We start from the raw sequence: 21,534 nt of genomic DNA, 5'->3' as shown, positions 1-21,534 counted from the left end.
TGGCGTCTCTTAAGCTTCCTGTCCTACAGTTTCATCTTCAATGCCAAGCTCTTCCTTTACCCATTCATAACCTTCTGCTTCCAGACGCTCGGCCAGTTCGGAGCCGCCGGATTTCACGATCCGTCCCTGCATCATGACATGCACATAATCTGGCTTGATGTAATTCAAAAGGCGCTGATAGTGGGTAATCACAAGAAAACCGCGTTCCGGGCTGCGCATGGAGTTGACGCCTTCAGCGACAATTTTGAGCGCATCAATATCAAGGCCGGAGTCAATTTCGTCAAGAATGACGATCTTAGGATCCAGCATCATCATTTGCAGAATTTCGTTGCGTTTCTTTTCGCCGCCGGAGAAGCCTTCGTTCAAATAGCGGTGCAGAAACTCAGGGTTCATATCCAGTTCTTTCATTTTGGCTTCCATTTGACGGATAAAGCGGATCAAGGAAATCTCGCTTCCCTCTTCACGGCGGGAATTGATCGCGCTGCGCAGGAAGTCGGAGTTCGTTACACCGCTAATTTCACTTGGATACTGCATCGCCAGGAATAGACCGGCACGCGCGCGTTCATCCACAGCCATTTCGAGCAGGTCTTCGCCTTCCAGAACAGCCGTACCCTCAGTAACCACGTACTTGGGATGACCCATCAGAGCCGAAGCCAGGGTGCTTTTACCGGTACCGTTCGGTCCCATGATGGCGTGAATTTCGCCGCCCTTCATTTGAAGGTTAATTCCCTTCAGAATTTCTTTTCCTTCAATTGATGCTTTCAGTCCCTCAATGACAAAATCTGCTGCCATAATAATGTTTCCCCCCATTGTTCGATTTGCGAAATCAGAAAGCTGTATTGTAACAGGTTATCCCTGATGCCAGCAAAATTAGATTTTATATCATATTATAATTATTATAAAGTGTAACGGAGTGATTATCAATGATTCTCACTAATTTTATTACAAACCATGTTTTTTTACAAATATCTATTTTCAATCCATGTAATCATTTAAAGTCTTGTATTTGAAAAAAATCAAAAAAGAAAGCCCCCGCACTGGAGGCTTTACTTCTATTGTAGATGCGATTATTCGCAATGGATGATCAGCCCAGGAAAGAACGCAGCATCCATTGGTTTTTCTCCAAATCGCTGCGGATTTTGATGAACAAATCGGCCGTTGGCTGATCACTCACCTGCTCGGCCAGCTCAATGCCTTCAGTAAGCTCTTCGGCCACGGTGGCGAAGTCTTCAATCAGGGTCTGAACCATGCCGCGGGTATCTTCTTTGCCTGTAGCTTCCTGAATGGTAGCCAGTTCAAGATATTCTTTCATGGTAGCCGCCGGACTGCCCTTGATGCTCAGCAGACGTTCAGCCACCTCATCCATTTTGAGGGTAACATCATCATACAGTTCTTCAAATTTCACGTGCAGGGAGAAGAATTGCTCTCCTTTCACATACCAGTGATAATTATGAATTTTGACGTATAGTACGTTCAGGTTTGCAACCTCACGGTTGAGTACTTGTTCGAGTGAAGTTGTGTTGACTTTGCCAGATGCTTTAGCCATTGTAATATCCCTTCCTTATCCATAATTTAGCCGGCTGCCTGTCCATGGTCCGGCATGCAGTTGTCTATACTGAATTTACCCTTTCATACTGGAGACGAAACATGAAATATCCTTTCTGGTGCAAGACACCAAGTCTGAACGCCTTCCTTGTTGATGGCTTATTCTGTAGGATGAGCCAAGCCTGTCCGGCTTATGCTTTTCCAGAAGTATCAACTTTGGACTGAAGCGGTGGAAGCAGCAAAAAGAGGCCCGGAGGCCTCCCTTAATAAAGTACCGGGCAGGGTGAGAGCAGCTTACAGCATAAGAAGCAAGGCCTCCGCCCCGGTCATTCCCGGTACAATTCCCAGCTTCTCAGCTTCTATGGTTACGGACTCCATAGGTGCAGACAGAAGCTGCGGCAATGTCCGCACACCAACGGCCCGGGCTGCTATAATCCTGCGGTCGCTAAGCGTTCCATTGAGCAACCCCACGTCAAGCGCTCCGCACATGATATACCCTTTATCCGTGCTGATCGACAGCAGCGTAGTCTTGGGAAGCTTTACTTCGACACCAATCATTACATGACCACCTACGACAACAGGCTCCATGGTAACCAACCAACATGACCTCCTTGTTCTTGATCCTCCATCACGTTGTATGTGTATGCTTTATTGGGGATCAGTGTGCGGATGAAGGACTAGTTCTCCGCTAAATGAGGGTCAATAGTCCTGATTTCCCAATAAGGAGGTATATGCTTATTCATTAATTAATGGTATAGTTTATATACTTTTAAAATAGTATTTTCAATAGTGTCTACTGACAAAGCTGGGGGATTTATGGACAAGAAACTACAACACACGGACGGCAATTATTTATTCAATGTCGACATCCTGATCAACGCCCGTACTAACCCGCTTGCACTGCAATACTTGCTTGAAATGTTGAACAGCAATGAGAAAATCACGGATTTCAACATTAACTCAGGTCTTGAGCTCGGAAAAACAATTGATAACCTCCTCCGGTCCGCGAAGCTTGCACTGAAGCAGGAACCCGCCACGGCTGCTCATGTACCTTTTAAATTGCCAGTGAAGCAACCGGGTAAGCAGGCTGAAAATCCTGAACCCAAGAATGTCCCCGCAGTCACACCTGCGGCTACAACTGCGGCAACTCCTGCAGATGCGTACGGTAAAATCAGACTATACATTCAGAACAACCAACTGGTCCGGCTCCGCGCTAACCGGCACGGCAAACAGGTGTCTATGCCCTGCCGTATCCTGAATTTTGATGAAGCCGCCAATTCACTCAGTGTATATCATGTGGATGAGAAGCAAGTGTATACGTTCAAGCTCAATGAAATCGACGAATTTTCGTAGACCATGTACACCTTCACCACCAGACAAACAAGCACCTGTCCCGGAAGGAATCTTCGGGGCAGGTGCTTGTTTGTATTTTTATGGTCTTCGTTCTGAGTATCCATCAATCTTTTCGTGAAAAAGCTTCCCAAGCCAGACAAAGCCACCCGGCAATAAAACATACCCCGCCAAGAGGAGTAATCGCTCCGAGCACCTTAATGCCGGTAATACTCAGCATGTACAAGCTGCCGGAGAAGAAAATAATCCCCAGCATCAGCAGCCGTCCCGCTAAGCGCAGACGTGAGCTCTCCCCCCATTGACCTGCCGCCAGCCCAATGAGAATCAGTCCAAGCGCATGAATCATGTGATAATGCACACCGGTCTCGTAGACCTTCAGGTAGTCTTCACTGATCACAGTTTTAAGCAGATGCGCTCCGAACGCGCCTATGCCGACAGACAGCATGACCAGCAAGGCTCCATAGGCTATAAATCTTCGTTGCATGGATACACAGCTCCTTCTATTGAACTTCTCCTATCTTACCGTAACTGGACATTGTATTTCCAGCAGCCGTAAGTTTGGAACATTTTGCAAACCGGGCTTGCATTTGCCGCCATCTTATGGAAAAGTGGGTACTACCATCATTTATATCAAATAGGATACAAGGAGTGCCTCACATGGACGATTATTCTCCGCCACAAGAAGAGCAAGTTCTGTATGAAGAAAACCCTCGGGATTTCAAACATTCCGGCCCCGGTATTGCCTCGTTTGTTATCGCCCTGATTACCCTTGCCGGCTATATTATTGCCTTTGTCGTTGTAGGTGCTAACGTCTCCTCCGTCACAGGTGGAAGCGACTCTTTCATTACCAATTCTGCAGAGTCTATCTTTTACCTGGGAATGTCTGTACTCGTCCTGGCAGCGGTTAATGTGATCGGGGCTGTAATCGGCATAATCGGACTTACCCTCCGCAAGCGCCGCAGGGTACTTGCTGTCATCGGCACTATAATTAATGGAGTCATTCTGCTGCTGTTCATGCTGATGATTGCCACCGTACTCGTTAATGCCGGTTCAGCCTGAGGCCAAACACTTACCCATTCCAAAGAAGAGGCCGCCCCGATTTTATTCGGAAGCGGCCCTTTTTTTCCTAGTGTAAACTGCAGCCCAGTACGGAATTACCGGCTGACCATACTGTCCAGCGAAGCATAGACATGCGGTCCAAATCCCTCTGAAGCCTCCCGCTGCGGAATGTTCAGCTTGATGACATATCCCTGCCCGTCCATTTCCTTCACCACATACTCCCGGGTCAAATCGGATCCCATAGCAGTAAGATAGAGCCGGATGCCGGTCATCCGCTGGTCACGCTCCTTTTGACCAAGTGCAGTCACTTTGCCAGTAGAAGCCAGCTCCTCCTCACCCTCCAGTTGAAGGGCATCGAGATTGAAGTCGGAGGGCAGCTTGGTAATCTCGGCGTAATACCCGGGATCAACTTTCATTGCCAGCTTGCCAGTCTTCGCATCAAACGTGAAGATATCGAATACATAGAGTGAATATCCCGCTCCAGTCGCCAGGGTCGCCGTCTTTTCTTCCTCCATGCCCTCCAGCGTCAGCTTGAATGTCTTCGTCTTGGCGAGTCTACCTGTTGAAGGTGCTGCGCTTCCGCTCTCCGCAGACTTTTCCAGCTTCGACAGCACCCGCTGTGAAATGGAGGAGTCTCCTTCTACACTTCGCTTGGCATATTCGAAGACTACAGGATCATCCATATTTAAGGTCTCTAGAGACTGCTCCAGCCCCGCACCAAGCTCAAATGATGTTGCTCCTTCTTCTGTCTTGATCTCTACCGAGTGATTATCAATCTGTCCGACATAGATTCCTGTACCGTGAATCATCTTTGCTTCCTGTGCAGGAGATGAACTGGGTTCAGTTGCAGAAGAAGAACTGGGTTCAGTCGAAGGGCTTGGTGACGGTGATGCCGTGCTCTGTGCCGGAGAGGGAGAGGCGGTGGACGAAGGCTCTATCGGAGCCTCGGCCGGGGTATTACCGCTGCATGCGGTTATAGCCAGCATTAATACAGCAGTTGCCGCCAGAACAGGTAGTTTACGTTGTGATTTCATGTTGACTGCCTCCTCATTGGTGAAACGGTAATCGAATCGCCTGGCTAGGCTTACTCTTATTAACGAATAACCCTTCGCCCGGGTTGCATAAACTTTCTGCTATATAGATTGGACCGTTTACAACTTGGATAGGCATTCGCCGGACGCAGCATGCTGCAAAATTAATACAATGGTGAAGAGCCTTTTTTAGAATGACCCTGAAGGAGTGATTTCCTTGAAAATAGATATCGGCTGCGGTTCCGGCAAAGAATCTGGTTATCTGGGAATCGGCCGTGAAGGTTGCCCCGGAGTGGATATCGTGTGCAATATTAATACGGGAATTCCACTGCCGGACAATACTGCAGAATTTGTTATGGCCAGCCGTGTGCTGCCGTATGTGGACAATTTATTTGCCGTAATGGCGGAAATCTACCGGATCAGCACCCACAAAGCTGTTGTTTGTATTCTGGCCCCTTATGCCCACAGTTTCCCCCACATTTCTAATCCTCTGTTCAAGCAGAAATTCGACGAGTATACTCCCCGCCATTTAACGGGCAGCTTTTTCCAGCCTTCCTCCGGAGCCGTCTCTCCGGAAATCCCCGATTATCCGGTGCCTGCGCCACCCTTTGACTATCGGCTGCTTCGGATGGAGCTGTTCTATCAGTATCCTTTTGACGACATTCTTTATGAAGCCGAGGAACTGGAGATTCTGAAGACGCTGCAGTCCAATGTCGTTCATGAAATTATGTACCATTTTGCGGTGATTAAAAAACCAATAACTGCTGAAGAGCTCGAAGACATGAGCCGCAAAGCCTACCCTGAACCCCGCGCCCTGCTCGCCCGGAGAAGACCGATCACAGAATAGACAAGATAAACTTAATTATGTGCCCATAACAAACAATTATTACCACATTCTGTCATAGGCTAATAACAAACCGAATAAAATGCATACCGTTCTCAAAAAACGAGCGGTCTGCCTTTTTTATTGTTGTCATAACATACTGTATCTTCTTTATAAGGAGGTGAAAATCATTCCTCTAGTCGTTCGGGCTACAATTAACGCGACCGGTGCCATCACTTTCACGGGCAACACGCTAGGCCTGAGCAGGTCTGAAACAACTGGTGTACCGGGCACTCAAGATAGTATCGGGGCGTTTACCACAGTAAATACTTCCTCCACATTTGGAACCTATCCCGCTGGAACTACAAATCTATATACAAGCAACAGCTCGGCCGCCATTCTGTCAATACCTTCAGGAAGTACAGTGCTGTATGCAGAGCTGATTTGGGCAGGCTCCTATATTAACGGTTCCGTCAACCTGAGTTCTGTCATTAACAATCCGATCTCCTTCACCACGCCGGCGGGCACTCTCTTCAGTGTCTCCCCGGACGCAGCGACCAGCAATTCTGTCGATTTGGGCGGCGGAGGCTTCGCTTATGTACGTTCCGCGAATGTAACCAGCATTATTCAGACAGGGGGGGCCGGAAGCTATACCGCAGGCAGTGTAGTCGGTACGATAGTAATTACTGGCGATACTACAGCGAATCATGCGGGCTGGACCTTAGGCGTTATTTACTCGAATCCGTCTCTTCCTTTCCGCAATATGTCTCTCCGGGCAGGCGCTGTGCTTGTACAGGCCAGTTCTGCTCCTGTGGTCACAACCATTACTGGATTCGCGACTCCTGTGTCAGGAGCACTGGGCGGAAGAATTCTGTTCAGCGCACAGGAAGGAGATGCCAACCGTTCCGGAGATCAGGCGCTGTTTGGTCCAACTACCTCTACCCAGGTAGCGTTGTCTGGCCCCAATAACTTCGCCACCAACTTTTTTGCTTCACAGATAAATAATGATGCCGGTGTGCTCAATACAACCGGGACCTTTGGGACCCGCAATCAGACCAACGGCAGTCCTGGAACCAACATCATTGCTGGACGTCAAGGCTGGGATATCACCAATGTCGATGTCTCCGCGAGACTCGTCAACAATCAGTCTTCTGCCTTATTGACCCTAACCACATCTGGCGATGCCTATGTTGTCAATGGAAATGCGCTGCAGATTGACATCAATGCTCCCAAAATCACCTTAACCAAAGGCTCAAATGCGGCGGGAACCATCGTCGGAGATACGTTGACCTATACCGTAACTGTCAGCAATACGGGCACTGCCAGTGCGACCAGCGCCGTTTTGTCAGATGCCTTGCCGGCAGGCTTAACTTTTGTGACCGGAAGTGTGGTTGTAGCCGGTATACCTAGGCCTATGTATGATATAACAGCAGGCATTCCCCTTGGGACTTTGACTCTCGGCACCTCTGTGACCATTACATACCAAGCCAAAGTCACTTCATTGCCACCTTCGCAGATTGTTGCCAATACGGCCAATCTCGCATTTACGTTCCAGAGCGTAGCGGGCGGATCGATATTGACTGGAGTTATTCCTTCAAATACTGACTCTCTGCCGGTATACTCTCCGGTCCTTGGCATTGTCAAAAGCGCCAACACCACAAATGCCACTGTCGGCGATCAAATTATTTATACCCTGCAGATTGCTAACACGGGTAATATTGGCGCAACTACTACGCTAACCGATAATATTCCCGCCGGCAGCTCCTATGTGCCCGGAAGCTTCACAGTGAACGGAACCCCGGTAGCAGGCAATCCAGCCTCAGGTATCGCCATCGGCGTCATTGCTGCCGGAGGCAGCTCAACCGTCCAGTTTCGGGTAGTGGTAAATAGTCTTTCTCCATCGTCTCAGCTCGTAGACCAGGCAACTGCCGCGTATACTTTTGTGGTACCGGATGGCCGGACGGTGGCCGGATCAGCCGCTTCCAACACGCTTACAATTCCTGTTACTCTGCCGAATGTTGTGATCGTAAAAAGCGCAAGCTTCCCTGATGTTGCCGTAGGTGACGTCCTCCTATATACCTCCATAATCAGCAATAATGGAATTGCCCAGGTCACCAATCTTATATTGTCTGACCCGCTTCCGGCGGGTAGCACTTTTGTTGCGGGAAGCGTCAATGTCAACGGATCTTCGCGCCCGTCTGCTGATCCTGGAACGGGAATAACTGTAGGTACTATTGCAGCAGGCGCCAGTGTCACCGTTACCTTTCAGGTATCTGTGACCTCTGTACCTTCACCTGCACAGCTCTCAAACCGCTCATCCGCATCCTACAGCTCCGGTGTGTTTACAGGGATCACCCAATCCAATACGACGGCAACGCCTGTCTATCAGCCAGTCATAGGGATCAATAAGAGTGCGAATACAGCCAGTGCGACTGTAGGCGGGAATGTTCTCTACACCCTGCAGATGCAGAATTCGGGGAATCTGGCTGCCACAGTTATTCTAAGTGACAACATTCCGGCAGGATCAGCCTTTGTGCCCGGCAGTGTCACCGTCAACGGTGTGGTCCGTCCATCGGATTCACCCACTGTGGGGATACCGCTGGGAGCTGTGGGCCCTGGAGCAACGGTTACTGTTACCTTCCTTACAGTGGTGCAGTCACTTCCGTCACCAGCCGTGCTAGTGAATCAAGCCAGCAGCAACTACACCTATCAACTGCCGAGCGGGCGCTCCCTCTCTGGAACAAGCTTGTCCAGCACGGTGAGTATTCCGGTATCCGCACCGGGCATCACCCTGATCAAAAGTGTGAATCTTACCAATGCTGCTGTCGGGGAGTATATCACCTACACTGTGGCTGTCAAAAATCCCAGTGGCGTACCTGTGAACAACGTGGTCCTGTCCGATCCGGTTCCAACTGGCGGTGCATTTGTAGCCGGAAGTGTCACCATCAACGGGACGCCGCTACCCTCCGCTAACCCTGGCGCCGGCTTTAGCCTTGGAACCATCGCTGCAGGTACCACGGCAACTGTAACCTTTAAGGTGAATGTGAGTTTCGTGCCGAATCCGGCAGTCCTTGTGAACAGGGCAAGCGCTTCTTTCACTTCCGGTTCTTTCAGTGGTGCCGCTCTGTCAAATACGATCAGCACTGCAGTGTTCATCCCCGTTATCGTTCTTGAAAAAAGCGCGAATGCAGCACAGGCCTCTGTCGGCAGCTCCCTGTCCTATTCCATTCTTGTCAGTAATACCGGGAACATTGCCGCAACGATGAACTTGACCGACACTCTGCCGCCGCAGGCAGTATTCGAAGCAAACAGCGTGACCATTGGTGGCACGCCTCTGCCGGGATTCAATCCCGCCACAGGCATTCCTGTAGGACCACTCGCACCAGGCGACAGTGTTACCGTCTCATTCCTGGTCACAGTTACCGCGCTGCCACCCGGCCAGCTGCTGCTTAATACAGCGGCGGCTGCCTTCAGCTTCACCCTGCCCGATGGCCGGCAGCTTGGGGGGAATTCCGTATCGAATACACTCTCCATTCCTGTCTCCGCGCCTAACGTAAGTATTGTAAAAAGCGTGAATGCCATTGACGCCGTTACGGGTGATATTCTAACATTCACCTCCGTTCTGACGAACAACAGTATTGCTGCTGTCAGCAAGATCATTCTCAGTGATCCCTTGCCTGAGAATGCAGCCTTCATTTCCGGAACCGTAATTGTGGGCGGTGTCTCCCAGCCGCTATCAATCCCGTCCGCCGGCATTCCAATCGGCAGTCTGGGCCCCGGGGCCTCAGTCGCCGTAACATTTGAGGTGAAGATAACAATGCCGATTCCTTCACAAATCAACAACCAGTCAACCGTCAGCTTTACCTCCGGTGTATTCTCAGGCTCCTCATCATCCAACATTACAACTACACCGGTCATTCAGCCGCAAATTTCCTTGGTCAAGAGTCCCGACGCGTTCAATAAAACCATTGGCGATACTGTCATCTACTCGATTATAGTCAATAATACCGGCAATCTTACCGCAAATGTAACCCTTACAGACAACATCCCGGACGGCACTGAATTTGATCCCAACAGTGTTATTGTAGGAGGATTCCCCCAGCCGGGATCAGCCCCGGATACGGGGATCGCTGTCGGAATTGTGGCTCCGGGCGCAAGTGTGACCGTCAGTTTCACCGTCATTATTGTTTCGCTGCCCTCCCCACAGCAAATAGTCAATCAGGCTTCGGCAACCTTCACTTTTACACCGCCTGACGGACGTCTGCTGACCGGCACAGCATTATCCAATGTGGTGACGATCGGCGTCTCCGCGCCTAACGTCGCTGTGGTGAAAAGCACAACCTCTACATCGGTTGCCATTGGAGATACTATCCCTTATTCCGTCAATATTACCAACAACGGGATTGATCCGGTCAACAATATAATACTAAGTGATCCTCCCCCACCGGGAACTGCTTTTGTGCCAGGCAGTGTGTCGGTCAACGGCGTTCTTTTTCCAAATGCCAATCCGGCTACCGGGATAAGCATAGGCACATTGGCTATTGGCGCATCTGCTATAGTTTCATACAGTGTAACGGTTGTATCCCTCCCGGCTAGCGTATCAATCAACAATCAGGCCACAGTTACGTATACCTCGGGCGTTTCTTTTTCCGGCTCGGTATTCTCCAATCTGGTTAGCGTCCCCGTATATCAGCCGATTATTGCCGCCGTCAAAAGCGCCAGTACAATGAATGCCACAGTAGGCGATACCGTAACCTACTTCTTAGCGGTCAGCAATACAGGCAATTATGGAGCAAACCTAACCATTACGGATAATATTCCAGCCGGTACCATCTTTGTGCCCAACAGCGTGCTGATTAATGGCTCCCCGCTCCCTCAGGCTGATCCGTCTACTGGAATTGCCGCCGGCATTGTCACTCCTGGAGGAACAGTAACAGTCGCCTTCTCGGTAGTGATCACTTCACTCCCCAATCCTCAAGTGCTGGTGAATCAAGGAACCGTAGCTTACAGTTTCACCTTGCCTGATGGGCGGACGCTTGGCGGCTCGGTCCTGTCCAATACCATTACATTTCCTGTCTCGAATCCGAATCTCGCCGTAGTCAAAACGACAATAACAACCGCTACCACCATTGGCGATACCATTACTTATTCAGTGACATTGACCAACAATGGGATTGCTGCTGTCAATAATGCTGTATTCACAGATGCGCTCCCTGCAGGTACTACATTTGTAACAGGCAGTGTGCTGGTGAATGGTGTGGCGCGACCCGCAACCTCTCCGGCTACAGGTGTAACCATAGGCACTATTGCCCCTGGCGCTTCAGTTACCGTAGGCTTTAACGTTACGGTAACCTCGCTGCCGGCAACCGGATTGCTGAACAATCAATCCTCTGTCAGTTTCACCTCCGGAGCACTCTCTAGTGTAGGCTTCTCCAATATCCAGACTACACCAGTCTATCAGCCGGTTATCAGTGCAGCCAAAAGCTCAAGCTCTGTAAATGCGACGGTTGGAGACACGATTACTTATACGGTCAATGTAAGTAATCAAGGGAATTACCCGGCAAATGCCACTTTAACGGATACCATTCCCGCCGGGTCCACTCTTCTCGCCAACAGCGTGCTGATTAACGGTTCTCCGTCTCCGGGGTCTGACCCTGCAACAGGAATTCTACTGGGATCGATTGCCGCCGGGGCAAGCCTTAGTGTTGTTTTCTCTGTTGTTATCGATACTTTGCCGGTCAGCCAGCAGTTGACCAACCAGGCTACTGTTTCCTATGCCTATACCTTACCGGATGCCCGGACCTTCAATCAGACATCGCTCTCCAACATCAATCAGATTTCAGTCTCATCGCCAAATGTGCTTGTCGCCAAGACTACAGTTGCAACCGATGCCGTTATCGGGGATACCATCAGTTACAGCATCTCTGTTACCAACAGCGGCATTACACCGGTCAATAATACAGTACTCAGTGATCCCATTCCGGCGGGCGCTTCCTTTGTCAGCGGCAGCGTAGTCGTTGACGGAACTCCTCTGCCGGGAGCCAATCCGGCCAATGGCATATCACTGGGCACCGTTGCACCGGGAGCAACAATACAAGTCACTTTCAGCATCCTTGTTAATACACTGCCTACGCCAGCCATTCTGAACAACCAGGCTTCCGTGAGCTTTACCTCCGGGGCGTTCTCAGGGGCTTCATATTCCAACACTCTAGCTACCCCGGTGTACCAGCCGTTCATTAACATTGTCAAAACAGCGGATACCACAAACGCAACGGTCGGAGATACTGTAACCTATTTCCTCAACATCACGAATACCGGCAACCTTGCGGCGAATGTCACGATTACAGACACTATTCCTCCAGGCGCGGTGTTTATTCCGAACAGTGTAATCGTAAATGGCGTATCACAGCCTGGAGCTGATCCGGCGAGCGGGCTGAATGTCGGCAGTGTTGCTCCGGGTGCAACTATCACCGTGACGATTACCTTGCAGGTCACCGTGGCATCGCTGCCATCACCGCAGCAGCTTGTGAATCAGGCCGCGTCCACCTTCACATTCAGTCCGCCGGATGGCCGTCTGCTCTCTGGCTCATCTTTGTCGAACAAACTGGTTATTCCGGTCTCCTCTCCTGATGTAACGGCCGTCAAGAGCACTCCTGTTATTGATGCGGTCGTCGGAGACATAATCACGTATACTATTGTGGTCACGAATAACGGAATTGTTCCCGTGAATAATGTAGTGGTGGTTGACCCGATTCCAGAAGGCAGCCAGTTCGTCACCGGCAGTGTCACGGTGGATGGAGCCGCCCGTCCCGGCGCTAGTCCTGCTACAGGCATTGTAATTGGAACGGTTGCGCCCGGAGCCTCCTCTACCACCACCTTCCAGGTAAGGGTGATTCAGACATGAGCTCTGCTTCCCCCTTTCAACCTGTTGTAACCAATCAATCCAAGGTGTTCTTCCGATCGGCAGCGGGCATAGACTCCATTACTTACTCTAATAAGATCAACACCCCGATTGTAGGTCCGGTTCTTTCTATATTAAAAAGCGCGGATCAAACCAGTGCCTCCCTTGGAGAGACCCTAGTATACACATTCGTTGCCCGAAATGAAGGCAATGTGTCGGCATTGGCTACCCTGATAGACGCTATTCCTTCTGGCGTATCCTTTATGGCCAACAGCGTCCTGCGAGATGGAGTTCCCCTTCCCGGGGTCTCTCCTTCCTCCGGCATACCGCTGGGAACGATCTTTCCACAGACCGACGTACAGATTGCCTTTCAGGTCATTGTTGTTGCACTTCCGCCTTCACTGAAGCTGAGCAATAGAGCCAAGGCCGTCTATTCCTTTAGCACTCCGGAGGGGAGGATCGTGCAGGGAGAAGTTTTATCAAACCAGGTTACAGTTGCTCTGCTCTCCTACCAGCTCTCCATTCTGCTAGTCGCAAGCACATCTACCACATTTATCGGGGATACTGTAACCTACACACTGTGGCTAAAGAACGAGGGAACCCGGCTGCTGACCGATATTACAGCAACCATTCCTGTGACGGATGGGACCGTGTTCCTCCCCGGAAGTGTCATCTCCGGCGGTATTTATTCGCCTGATAACGACCCGGCCAAAGGCATACTAGTGGCGCCGCTGGGCACAGGTACAACCACAGAAATCACGTATCAGGTTAGAGTCACTTCAACCCCTGCAACATCAGTATTAACCACGCAGGCCGTTGTTTCTTACTACACAGGCGGGGATACGGCTGATACCAAGAGCAACACGGTCAATGTCACCGTTGTTCACTCCGGGCTGTCCGTCAGCCTAAAGGTTAATAAATCCAACGCAGCTCCCGGGGATCATCTGCGTTATGTGTTCACCGTCAGCAATAGCGGGAATCTGGCGGTGGATGCAGTCCTTGCAGATATTATGCCTGACGACACACTATTTATCTGGGATAGTGTGAATCTCAACGGAACTGCTCAGAAGGGGACCCATCCCAGAGAGGGTATTCCCCTTGGCACCCTAAGGGCAGGCTCCGCGGCTATTGTTGATTTTCTTGTCTCCATCCCGGCCGAGACCAACATACACCAGAACCCTGTAATCCAGAATCAGGGCAGCGTACAGTATACTTATAGACTGCCTGATGGACGCATTGTAAGGGAGACTGAACGTTCCAACACCGTAGTCTCCTTGCTGTTTTCACCGGTCATCTCTGTTCAAGTTACAGGTGAGCCTCCAATAGCTGAACCCGGCGGTATTGCCGAATTCTATATTTCCGTTACCAACAGCGGCAACTATCCGGCTGAGGTATCGCTCATAGAGATCATTCCCCAGGGAAGCACCCTCGCAACGGGTTATGTTACACCTGAAACCCCGTACAGCGGGATTATCCCCCTCGGTACGGTACAACCGGGGCAAACCATCCAACTCAGCTATGTAATCCGCATCAATCCCGGTTATCTGGGCCGTGCTCTCCAGGGCTCTTTAACCGCACTCTATATGTACACTATCGATGGGCATAGATACTCCGGGGAGACCCGCTCGAACAGCTATAAAATGATCATCGAAGAAATCAGTGAATAAGAAGGTTCACATATCCCCCAGCCCCATGAATATACTTTAGTTACAACCTGCCCTTCAGTCACCCTTTGTGCCCGTACCGATTAATATTCCATGGGAGGTGGTCGTTCTGCCGCAATCATCCGGTCATTACGCGTTCGTCGTATCCAAAGAAGACTGGTCCCTTCACCGTAAAGGCCATCAGGATCAGGAACGTCATCAGCAGAAGGTCCGGGAAGCCATTAAGGATAACCTGCCTGACCTCGTGACCGAAGAAAATATTATTATGTCCGACGGCAAGCAAATCGTTAAAGTGCCTATCCGCAGTCTGGATGAGTACCGGATTATCTACAATTTCCGCAAGCAGAAGCACGTCGGCCAGGGCGACGGTGAAAGTCAGGTCGGGGATGTACTCGGCCGCGATTCCCAGTCCGCCCAGCCGGGTAAAGGCGATAAGGCAGGCGATCAGCCCGGTCAGGATACGGTAGAAGCGGAGGTCGATCTGGAGGATCTGGAGGACATCTTGTTCGAGGATATGGAACTGCCCCATCTTGCCCCCAAGGCACAAGAAGAGATCGAAGTCAAATCCATCGTCTTCAACGATATCCGCAAAAAAGGCATGATGTCCAACATTGACAAGAAGCGTACCCTGCTTGAGAACCTGCGCCGCAATGCCAGCCGGGGCAAACCCGGCATTCACAGCATCAGCCCCGACGACCTGCGCTACAAAACCTGGGATGATATCACGGTGCCTCATTCCAACGCGGTGATTATTGCGATGATGGATACTTCCGGGTCCATGGGCACCTTTGAAAAATACTGTGCCCGCAGCTTCTTCTTCTGGATGACCCGCTTCCTCCGGCGCCAGTATGAAAAGGTGGAAATTGTGTTCCTGGCACACCACACAGAGGCCAGGGAGGTCAGCGAGCATGACTTCTTCACCCGTGGCGAGAGCGGGGGAACCATCTGCTCCTCAGCCTATCAGAAGGCGCTGGACATTATCGACAGCCGTTATCCGCCCTCCAAATATAACATCTATCCCTTCCACTTCTCTGACGGCGACAATCTCACCTCTGATAATGAACGTTGCGTCAAGCTGATCGGAGAGCTGCTGAAGCGCAGCAACATGTTCGGCTATGGAGAGGTTAACCAATACAACCGAAGCAGTACCCTGATGTCTGCATACCGTCATCTGAAGCAGGAGCAGTTCATGCACTATGTGATCAAGGACAAGAAGGAAGTCTATCAGGCACTGAAGACCTTTTTCGGCAAAAAGCACACTGTGCAGTAAGAAAAGACCTCTACCCGGAAAGGTGGAGGTCTTTTACTGTCGATATCCTTTTGAACAATTGACAGTTATTCGTCACTTAATAAAAGCTCAACATGCAGCACAGTATCCCCCTTGTTATCCAAATACCATTTGCCATCGGAGGCCTTGACAACCGATTTAAGATAATAAAATAGTTGTATCACTGAACTTTTATCATCCTTGTCACTGACAGTATAAACAAAATAGACTGTGGCCTTATTCGGTCCATATGAGACAACGGTCGCCTGCTTCTTGGTATACTTCAGCTCGTGTTTGAGAAAGTTGTTTTCCAGCAGCAGCTTGACCTGATCTTTGCTCAGATTCCGATTGGTATAATATGCTTCAGGAGAGCGATCCACCGCCATCAGCGCCAGTGCATCCTCATCGTTCATTGCTTGTATATATTTATCAAGCAACGTATAGATGGCTACCTTGTCGGCATCCGGAACAACCGCTTCCTTATTGGCAAGGGAGAGATAATCGACAGACTCTGCTTCGGTCTGGTAGACAACAATATTTTTATGAACGGCATCATAGTTCACTCTAATATTGGAGGTAGCATTGAACAAATGATTCATAACCAGTACATTGGCTCCGGAGCCCAGTATCATTGGAGCATCTTTACTGTAGGTAAATTCACGGCCGTTAAGAAAGGTCTTCCCCGATTTAAGATCAATTTTGAAGGAAGTATCCTCCGAATCTGCTGTGATCACCTTTTTGGCCGCATCGTAGTTGAACTTGAATCCTAAAGCCAGTACAACACTGCGGAACTCGATGTACACTCTGCCCCCCTGCAGGATAGGAGCAGCCTTCGGATGGATTTCCTTGCTCTGGACGAAGACACGGATCGTCTTCACGTTTGGTGCCGCTGCGGAGGCTGCTGCCGGACCCAAAGACATAACTGTCAGAACGAAGGCCAGAAAGAACACTGCAATTTTACTCATATTTAAATTCTTCATCAAATACCTTATACCCCCATTATAATTAAAATCACCCTTTCTACTTTATCGTCAACTTCCATGTCATTCCTTTGAAGTCCTAATTTACCTTCTCCCGATCCTTGCCTTTATCGGATTCACCGGCGTTTTTGTTCGCGGCATCACGGTCCTGCATCATTTCGTCCACGCTTTTCACCTTCAACCGGGCAGCGCCGGCATTATCAGTGAGGGTCGGGATCTGTTCACCCGAGGAGAGGCGTGCCTTCGCTTCGGCAATCGCAGCGCTGTATTGCGGCAGCCAAGGTTCTCCGGCAACCAGCATCTCGTCGACCATCTGCCAGATTTCCTTCGGATTGCAGACGGCTCCAACCAGCGGGTCCATCATGAAGGCTTGGCGCAGCAGCTTGTCATCGCCATGAACGGCAGCTTCAACGGCCAGACGCTGTACGGAAATGCTGACATTACACACAGCGGCGAGACCAAGCGGCAGCTCACCGACCAGCGGCATAGAGATGCCGTTATGATCGACATATCCCGGCGCTTCAATAATGGCATCATCCGGCAGATTGGCAATAATGCCGTTATTGACGGTATTAAAATGGCCTCTGTACACTCGGCCCGTCTCCAAACCTTCAATAATATAGGAGCCATGCTCTTCGCCCCGTTGCTCAGAAGTGTATTCCAGCGCCGGGTCCTTCATCCAATTGGGAAAATCGGTCTCAAACCAGTTGCGGCCTTCTGTGCAGACCCGTAAATATCCCCCGGTTTCTCCGTTGATCCAGCTGCCCAGGTCGATCCAGTCCATAATTTCACCGCTGCGCTTGCGGTACCACGGAACATATTCACTCAAATGTCCGTTAGACTCGGTGCTGTAATAGCCGAAGCGGCGCAGCATATCAATCCGTACCTTTTCCGTCCGGCTGAATTCCGGGTGCTGTTCAAAAGCTTCAAGCAGCCCATCGGTCAGATCCCTGCCATTATGCCTCGCGGAGATATACCAGGTCTGGTGATTGATCCCGGCACAAATTATATCCACCTCGGATTTCTCCAGCCCGTAGACCTCGGCTATCTGCTGATGCCCATGCTGCACTCCGTGACACAGTCCAATCGTCCGTACACCCCCGTATTTATTGCAGGCCCAGGTCAGCATGGCCATCGGGTTCGAGTAATTGAGCAGGAGCACATCCGGCGCAGCCACCTCCCGGATATCACGGCAAATCTCCAGCATTTCGGCAATCCCCCGCTGCCCGTACATGATTCCGCCTGCACATAAGGTATCACCTACGCACTGGTCTACGCCATACTTCAGCGGAATATCCACATCGGTTGCAAACGCCTCAAGCCCTCCCATACGAATAGTACAAAATACGTACTTGGCATTTTCGAGAGCTTCTCTGCGATCTGTCGTAGGCGAGATGGTGATCTTCAGGCCATTCTCCCGGATATCCCGCTGGCACAGCTCGGTGACCATCTGCAGATTCTGAGGATTAATATCCATAAAGGAGACTTCGATCTCCTTGAATTCCGGTACCGTCAACAGGTCACGCAACAAGCCGCGTGTGAACCCGATACTGCCCGCCCCTATAAAAGCTACTTTAAAAGACATTGCTATCATCATCCTCCCAATGAATGAATGGTTCCTGTCCATTGTAGCAAGGTGGCCGCGGGAAGCGTTACCAATATCATGACTATTTTACCGGTAACCTGTCAATAATCCTCACCTGTCTGTAGCCGTTGGCTGATGATCACTCCATGAGAAGCGTTCTATCGAATTACGGTATTCCACTGGAGTACAGCGGGTGTACTTCTTGAACAGGAGGTGAAAATACTGCCTGCTGCTGATCCCTACATAGTCAGCGATTTCCGCAACAGGGATTTCGCTCTGTCCCAGCAGCATCTTTGCCTTCTCCATACGCAGCATATTCAGGTAGTCCGTCAGTGTCCGGCCCGTATGCGCCCGGAAGATGCGGTGCAAATAACCGGGATGAACGCTGACCTCGGCAGCAACCTCTTTGACCTGAATACTGCGGTCATAATTCTGATGCAGAAATTCAATCGCGCGCCGCACATAGAGCTGCGAGGGCTGCTGGCTGGTCTGAAGCTGTTCCCGACGAAGTCTGGATAAGCGCAGCAGCAGCTCGGCAAACAGCAGCCCGATCATTATGCCCCCTTGCCCGGCTCCCCGTGCTTCACCATCGCCGCCGTGCCGGTCCAGCTCCAGTACAAGCGATTTAAGCACATGAAATACCTCTTCAGGGTCCGGCAGCACCAGACTGCGGAATGGCATACGCAGCAGTGCGGCCAGGTCCTCTTCCTCCCCGGCCAGTCTGGCGATGGAAGGGGCCGCTCCCGTAGAAGCTGTGAAGCCAAATTCAACATTCAGCATCCGGCAGGACGTGCCCTCCTCGACAATTAGACGGTGCGGCACATTAGCATCCAGCATAATCAGCTCTCCCCGCTTCAGGCGGAAGCGTTCCTCTGCATTCGCATCCTGCCACACATCGACTATACAGCTTCCCGAAATCAGGTACATGATCTCCGTCGAATGATGCTGATGGTACGCCATCGTATATGAATTCCACTGCTTATAATAGTAGGCAAAAAAATGTGGACCATATTCTCCTTCCAGCAAAGCCTGCTGAAACAGGCTTCCATTTAATTCTGGCAAGCCAGTCTCCCCCTTTCTGTATGCAGCGTTCATATTTCTTCCTATAAGACCTTTCGGAGCCTTCCATATAGGACAAGTGTATCCCTTGAACCCTGCCCGTACAAGAATCGGATAGGTATAACAGAAAACAGACTATGCAAAAAGCCCCCGCGCCGATGATTGATTCGACGCAGGGGCCCATTTTATCTATCAAGCTTATCCGTGAAAAGAAACCAGCGACTGCTTCAGCTCCTCAGCCAGCGTCTCCAGCTTGCCGGACAGAGCGACCAGCTCCTCGCTCACGATGAATTGCTGTGAGGACATGGAGGCCACTTCCTCCGTGGAGGCACTGGTCTGCTGAACCACCGCCCGGACGCTAGCCATGGATTCACCCAGCAGGTGCTGGCATTCTGTCAGTGCCGTGACCGACGCCGACGACTCATTCAAATAGCCGATGAACTGCTCCATCTCTGCCCGGACATCTTCAAAGATAATAGAAGATTCCCGTACGGAAGAAATCTGTTCACGAAATAGCGGAGCAGTCTCGCCCACAACCTGAACCGTATTGTCAATATGACTGCTGATCTCCTCGGTAATCCTTGACACGGAGGCAATCGATTGGTTGGACTGATTGGCCAGACCGCGGATTTCGTCGGCAATTACAATGAAGCCTCTTCCGGCTGCTCCGGCTCTAACAGCTTCAATGGAAGCATTGAGCGCCAGAATATTCGTCTGCTTGTTCACAGCGACCATTGGGGTCAGGATGCTGCGGATCAGATGTGTGCTTTCTCTCAGTCTGATGGAATTTTCCTGAATCAAATCCATCATCCGCACAGTGGATTCGCTCTGGGCAACCAGTGTCTTCATCAGCTCGGCTCCCTGGTCACTGACTGTGATGACCTTCTCCGCCGAAGTATCCATGGCCTGATTGATCTCCTTCACTTCCTTGATCTGTAGATTCATCAATTCCACGTTGCGGTTACTGCTCTCTGCTTCAAGCGCCAGACTGGCTGCCCCGTGAGCAATTTCTTCAGTGGCAGCCGCCACTTCTCTTGCATGGGTGGAGGTCGTACCGGACGCATTCACCAACTGCTCCGAGGTAGACAGAACCTGAGCTGCCGAGCTGCCGCTCTGGCCTGCTAATAATGCGATCTGCTCCATCATCTTGTTGAAGCTGTGGCCCAGCCGGCCAATCTCATCCTGGCCTTTGAAGCTCGTGCGCACCTGAAGATTGCCTTGCTCGCCTTCCTCCATCAGCCGGGCTAGCTTGCCTAGAGGACGGCCAATCTGGCGGACCAGAAGGTAGCCGATCAACAGAGCAATCACAACCGCAGCGAGAACAACCAACAGTGTGATGTAGAGCAGCTTGTCCGCAGATTTGGTAAAATCACTAACCGGAGCATATCCCATCAGCGTCCACTTGGCCGTATCCAGCGGCTGATAGACCACAAGCTGAGGAGCACCCTGCTCGTTTTCACTTGTGAACGAATGAAGCTGCCCCTTCGGTGGCTCTGTTTCAGGGTGTATGTATGAGGCTTCGCCGAGTAGCTTGTTGTCCGCTCCATACACAATACTTTCTGACGGGTCCAGAATGCGAATCTCACCGGCACGCCCGATATGCAGATTGGAGAGAATATCTGTAAGCGCCTGACCCTTGATCTCAATCAGCATGTAGTACTCCGCTTCGGGATGCTTGATATTCCGTAATAGCCTGCCCATCGTCATCGAAGACTCGGCATACACATCGAAGAAGCCTTTGGCCCTTACCGAGAACCAGACGGGATCGCCTTTGGCTTCATCAATCTGTTTTACTCTTGCCAGAATGCCTTCGTCGCTGCGGACGGCGCTGATGCCTGTCGACTTGTAAGATTCGGACTCCACCAGGTTTCTTGAGATAAGCCGGATGCCCAGCATCCGTTCATCCGAGCCTTTGACCGAGTCCAGCTTGCGGCGGATCCGGTCCTCAGCCGCCGCTTTGGCGACAGTTCCGGCTCCCGGATGGTTCACCGTCTCCATATCTGCTTTTAAAATGGAATCCACGGCAAACTGCCGCGAAAGTGCTTCATACTCGGCAAATAGAAAATCCAGCTTGTCTGCAGCCTGCACGATGGACTGGGAGGAAGCAGCAGCAACCTGATCTGTAATGATGCCTTTTGCTGCATAATATGAAGTCAGACCCAGGACCGAGGACAGCAGCACAATCGTACAGAACAAAATGACGAACAACTTGATGCCTACCGATCTAAATCGTAAGTTACGCGGGCGTTTCATTACACTCTCTCCTCAGG

General features: G+C 50.8%; 15 protein-coding genes. 6 read left to right on the top strand and 9 right to left on the bottom strand.

Annotation, left to right across the window (positions count from 1 at the left end; translation table 11 throughout):
• Positions 1-9 precede the first annotated feature (9 nt).
• From sufC to A3844_RS09825, 3 genes are all read right to left on the bottom strand, one after another.
• Positions 10-792 carry a Fe-S cluster assembly ATPase SufC gene (gene sufC / locus A3844_RS09835; RefSeq protein WP_074083897.1) on the bottom strand — a complete coding sequence of 261 codons (783 nt, stop codon included), beginning with the start codon at positions 790-792 and terminating at the stop codon, positions 10-12.
• Positions 793-1,084: 292 nt separating this feature from the next.
• Positions 1,085-1,546: a Dps family protein gene (locus A3844_RS09830; protein ID WP_074083896.1), complete on the bottom strand. Its 462-nt coding sequence runs from the start codon at positions 1,544-1,546 to the stop codon at positions 1,085-1,087.
• Between the two features lie 293 nt (positions 1,547-1,839).
• Complete coding sequence (locus A3844_RS09825) at positions 1,840-2,142, bottom strand: YunC family protein (protein ID WP_074083895.1); 303 nt, start codon at positions 2,140-2,142, stop codon at positions 1,840-1,842.
• A gap of 219 nt (positions 2,143-2,361) precedes the next feature.
• Here A3844_RS09825 and A3844_RS09820 point away from each other — a divergent pair, with 219 nt between their 5' ends.
• Positions 2,362-2,898, top strand: a complete 537-nt coding sequence (locus tag A3844_RS09820) for a hypothetical protein (RefSeq protein ID WP_074107314.1) — start codon at positions 2,362-2,364, stop codon at positions 2,896-2,898.
• 103 nt (positions 2,899-3,001) lie between these two features.
• Here the strand turns inward: A3844_RS09820 and A3844_RS09815 are convergent, their stop codons facing one another.
• Positions 3,002-3,379 carry a DUF423 domain-containing protein gene (locus A3844_RS09815; RefSeq protein WP_074083893.1) on the bottom strand — a complete coding sequence of 126 codons (378 nt, stop codon included), beginning with the start codon at positions 3,377-3,379 and terminating at the stop codon, positions 3,002-3,004.
• A gap of 173 nt (positions 3,380-3,552) precedes the next feature.
• On the opposite strand from A3844_RS09815, the gene A3844_RS09810 reads away from it, so the two are divergent.
• Positions 3,553-3,954 carry a hypothetical protein gene (locus A3844_RS09810; RefSeq protein ID WP_074083892.1) on the top strand — a complete coding sequence of 134 codons (402 nt, stop codon included), beginning with the start codon at positions 3,553-3,555 and terminating at the stop codon, positions 3,952-3,954.
• 95 nt (positions 3,955-4,049) lie between these two features.
• Here the strand turns inward: A3844_RS09810 and A3844_RS09805 are convergent, their stop codons facing one another.
• Positions 4,050-4,988 (bottom strand): hypothetical protein, encoded by a 939-nt coding sequence (locus A3844_RS09805; protein ID WP_074107313.1) that lies wholly within the window; start codon positions 4,986-4,988, stop codon positions 4,050-4,052.
• A gap of 214 nt (positions 4,989-5,202) precedes the next feature.
• On the opposite strand from A3844_RS09805, the gene A3844_RS09800 reads away from it, so the two are divergent.
• From A3844_RS09800 to yhbH, 4 genes are all read left to right on the top strand, one after another.
• Positions 5,203-5,832, top strand: coding sequence for a class I SAM-dependent methyltransferase (locus A3844_RS09800; RefSeq protein ID WP_074102773.1), 630 nt, complete (start codon positions 5,203-5,205; stop codon positions 5,830-5,832).
• Between the two features lie 400 nt (positions 5,833-6,232).
• Positions 6,233-12,712 (top strand): DUF7507 domain-containing protein, encoded by a 6,480-nt coding sequence (locus A3844_RS09795; protein ID WP_244169741.1) that lies wholly within the window; start codon positions 6,233-6,235, stop codon positions 12,710-12,712.
• Positions 12,709-14,376 (top strand): DUF11 domain-containing protein, encoded by a 1,668-nt coding sequence (locus A3844_RS09790; RefSeq protein ID WP_074107312.1) that lies wholly within the window; start codon positions 12,709-12,711, stop codon positions 14,374-14,376. The genes A3844_RS09795 and A3844_RS09790 overlap by 4 nt, the downstream gene beginning before the upstream one ends.
• A 106-nt stretch (positions 14,377-14,482) precedes the next feature.
• Positions 14,483-15,643 carry a sporulation protein YhbH gene (gene yhbH, locus A3844_RS09785; RefSeq protein ID WP_074084048.1) on the top strand — a complete coding sequence of 387 codons (1,161 nt, stop codon included), beginning with the start codon at positions 14,483-14,485 and terminating at the stop codon, positions 15,641-15,643.
• 65 nt (positions 15,644-15,708) lie between these two features.
• Here yhbH and A3844_RS09780 read toward each other — a convergent pair whose 3' ends face one another.
• The 4 genes from A3844_RS09780 to A3844_RS09765 form a co-directional block, all read right to left on the bottom strand.
• The gene (locus A3844_RS09780; RefSeq protein ID WP_167374662.1) at positions 15,709-16,605 is read right to left on the bottom strand and encodes a stalk domain-containing protein; all 897 of its coding nucleotides are present in this window, start codon (positions 16,603-16,605) and stop codon (positions 15,709-15,711) included.
• 94 nt (positions 16,606-16,699) lie between these two features.
• On the bottom strand, positions 16,700-18,205 hold the full coding sequence (gene melA, locus A3844_RS09775) for an alpha-glucosidase/alpha-galactosidase (RefSeq protein ID WP_074107310.1): 1,506 nt from the start codon (positions 18,203-18,205) through the stop codon (positions 16,700-16,702).
• A gap of 111 nt (positions 18,206-18,316) precedes the next feature.
• Positions 18,317-19,300 (bottom strand): helix-turn-helix transcriptional regulator, encoded by a 984-nt coding sequence (locus A3844_RS09770; protein ID WP_074107309.1) that lies wholly within the window; start codon positions 19,298-19,300, stop codon positions 18,317-18,319.
• 162 nt (positions 19,301-19,462) lie between these two features.
• On the bottom strand, positions 19,463-21,517 hold the full coding sequence (locus A3844_RS09765) for a methyl-accepting chemotaxis protein (RefSeq protein WP_074107308.1): 2,055 nt from the start codon (positions 21,515-21,517) through the stop codon (positions 19,463-19,465).
• Between the last annotated feature and the right edge of the window lie 17 nt (positions 21,518-21,534).

This window comes from Paenibacillus helianthi, from assembly GCF_001909055.1.
GTDB lineage: Bacteria > Bacillota > Bacilli > Paenibacillales > Paenibacillaceae > Paenibacillus_AQ > Paenibacillus_AQ helianthi.
The sequence above is the reverse complement of the archived record's forward strand: the minus strand, read 5'-3'. Positions and strand labels throughout refer to the sequence as shown.

What these genes read in the sequence shown, in the direction of transcription:
- A3844_RS09805 (WP_074107313.1), bottom strand. Translation starts at nt 4,988, where the DNA reads ATGAAATCACAACGTAAACTACCTGTTCTGGCGGCAACTGCTGTATTA.
- A3844_RS09830 (WP_074083896.1), bottom strand. Translation starts at nt 1,546, where the DNA reads ATGGCTAAAGCATCTGGCAAAGTCAACACAACTTCACTCGAACAAGTA.
- A3844_RS09815 (WP_074083893.1), bottom strand. Translation starts at nt 3,379, where the DNA reads ATGCAACGAAGATTTATAGCCTATGGAGCCTTGCTGGTCATGCTGTCT.
- A3844_RS09765 (WP_074107308.1), bottom strand. Translation starts at nt 21,517, where the DNA reads ATGAAACGCCCGCGTAACTTACGATTTAGATCGGTAGGCATCAAGTTG.
- A3844_RS09810 (WP_074083892.1), top strand. Translation starts at nt 3,553, where the DNA reads ATGGACGATTATTCTCCGCCACAAGAAGAGCAAGTTCTGTATGAAGAA.
- A3844_RS09820 (WP_074107314.1), top strand. Translation starts at nt 2,362, where the DNA reads ATGGACAAGAAACTACAACACACGGACGGCAATTATTTATTCAATGTC.
- A3844_RS09780 (WP_167374662.1), bottom strand. Translation starts at nt 16,605, where the DNA reads ATGAGTAAAATTGCAGTGTTCTTTCTGGCCTTCGTTCTGACAGTTATG.
- sufC (WP_074083897.1), bottom strand. Translation starts at nt 792, where the DNA reads ATGGCAGCAGATTTTGTCATTGAGGGACTGAAAGCATCAATTGAAGGA.
- melA (WP_074107310.1), bottom strand. Translation starts at nt 18,205, where the DNA reads ATGTCTTTTAAAGTAGCTTTTATAGGGGCGGGCAGTATCGGGTTCACA.
- A3844_RS09790 (WP_074107312.1), top strand. Translation starts at nt 12,709, where the DNA reads ATGAGCTCTGCTTCCCCCTTTCAACCTGTTGTAACCAATCAATCCAAG.
- A3844_RS09770 (WP_074107309.1), bottom strand. Translation starts at nt 19,300, where the DNA reads ATGAACGCTGCATACAGAAAGGGGGAGACTGGCTTGCCAGAATTAAAT.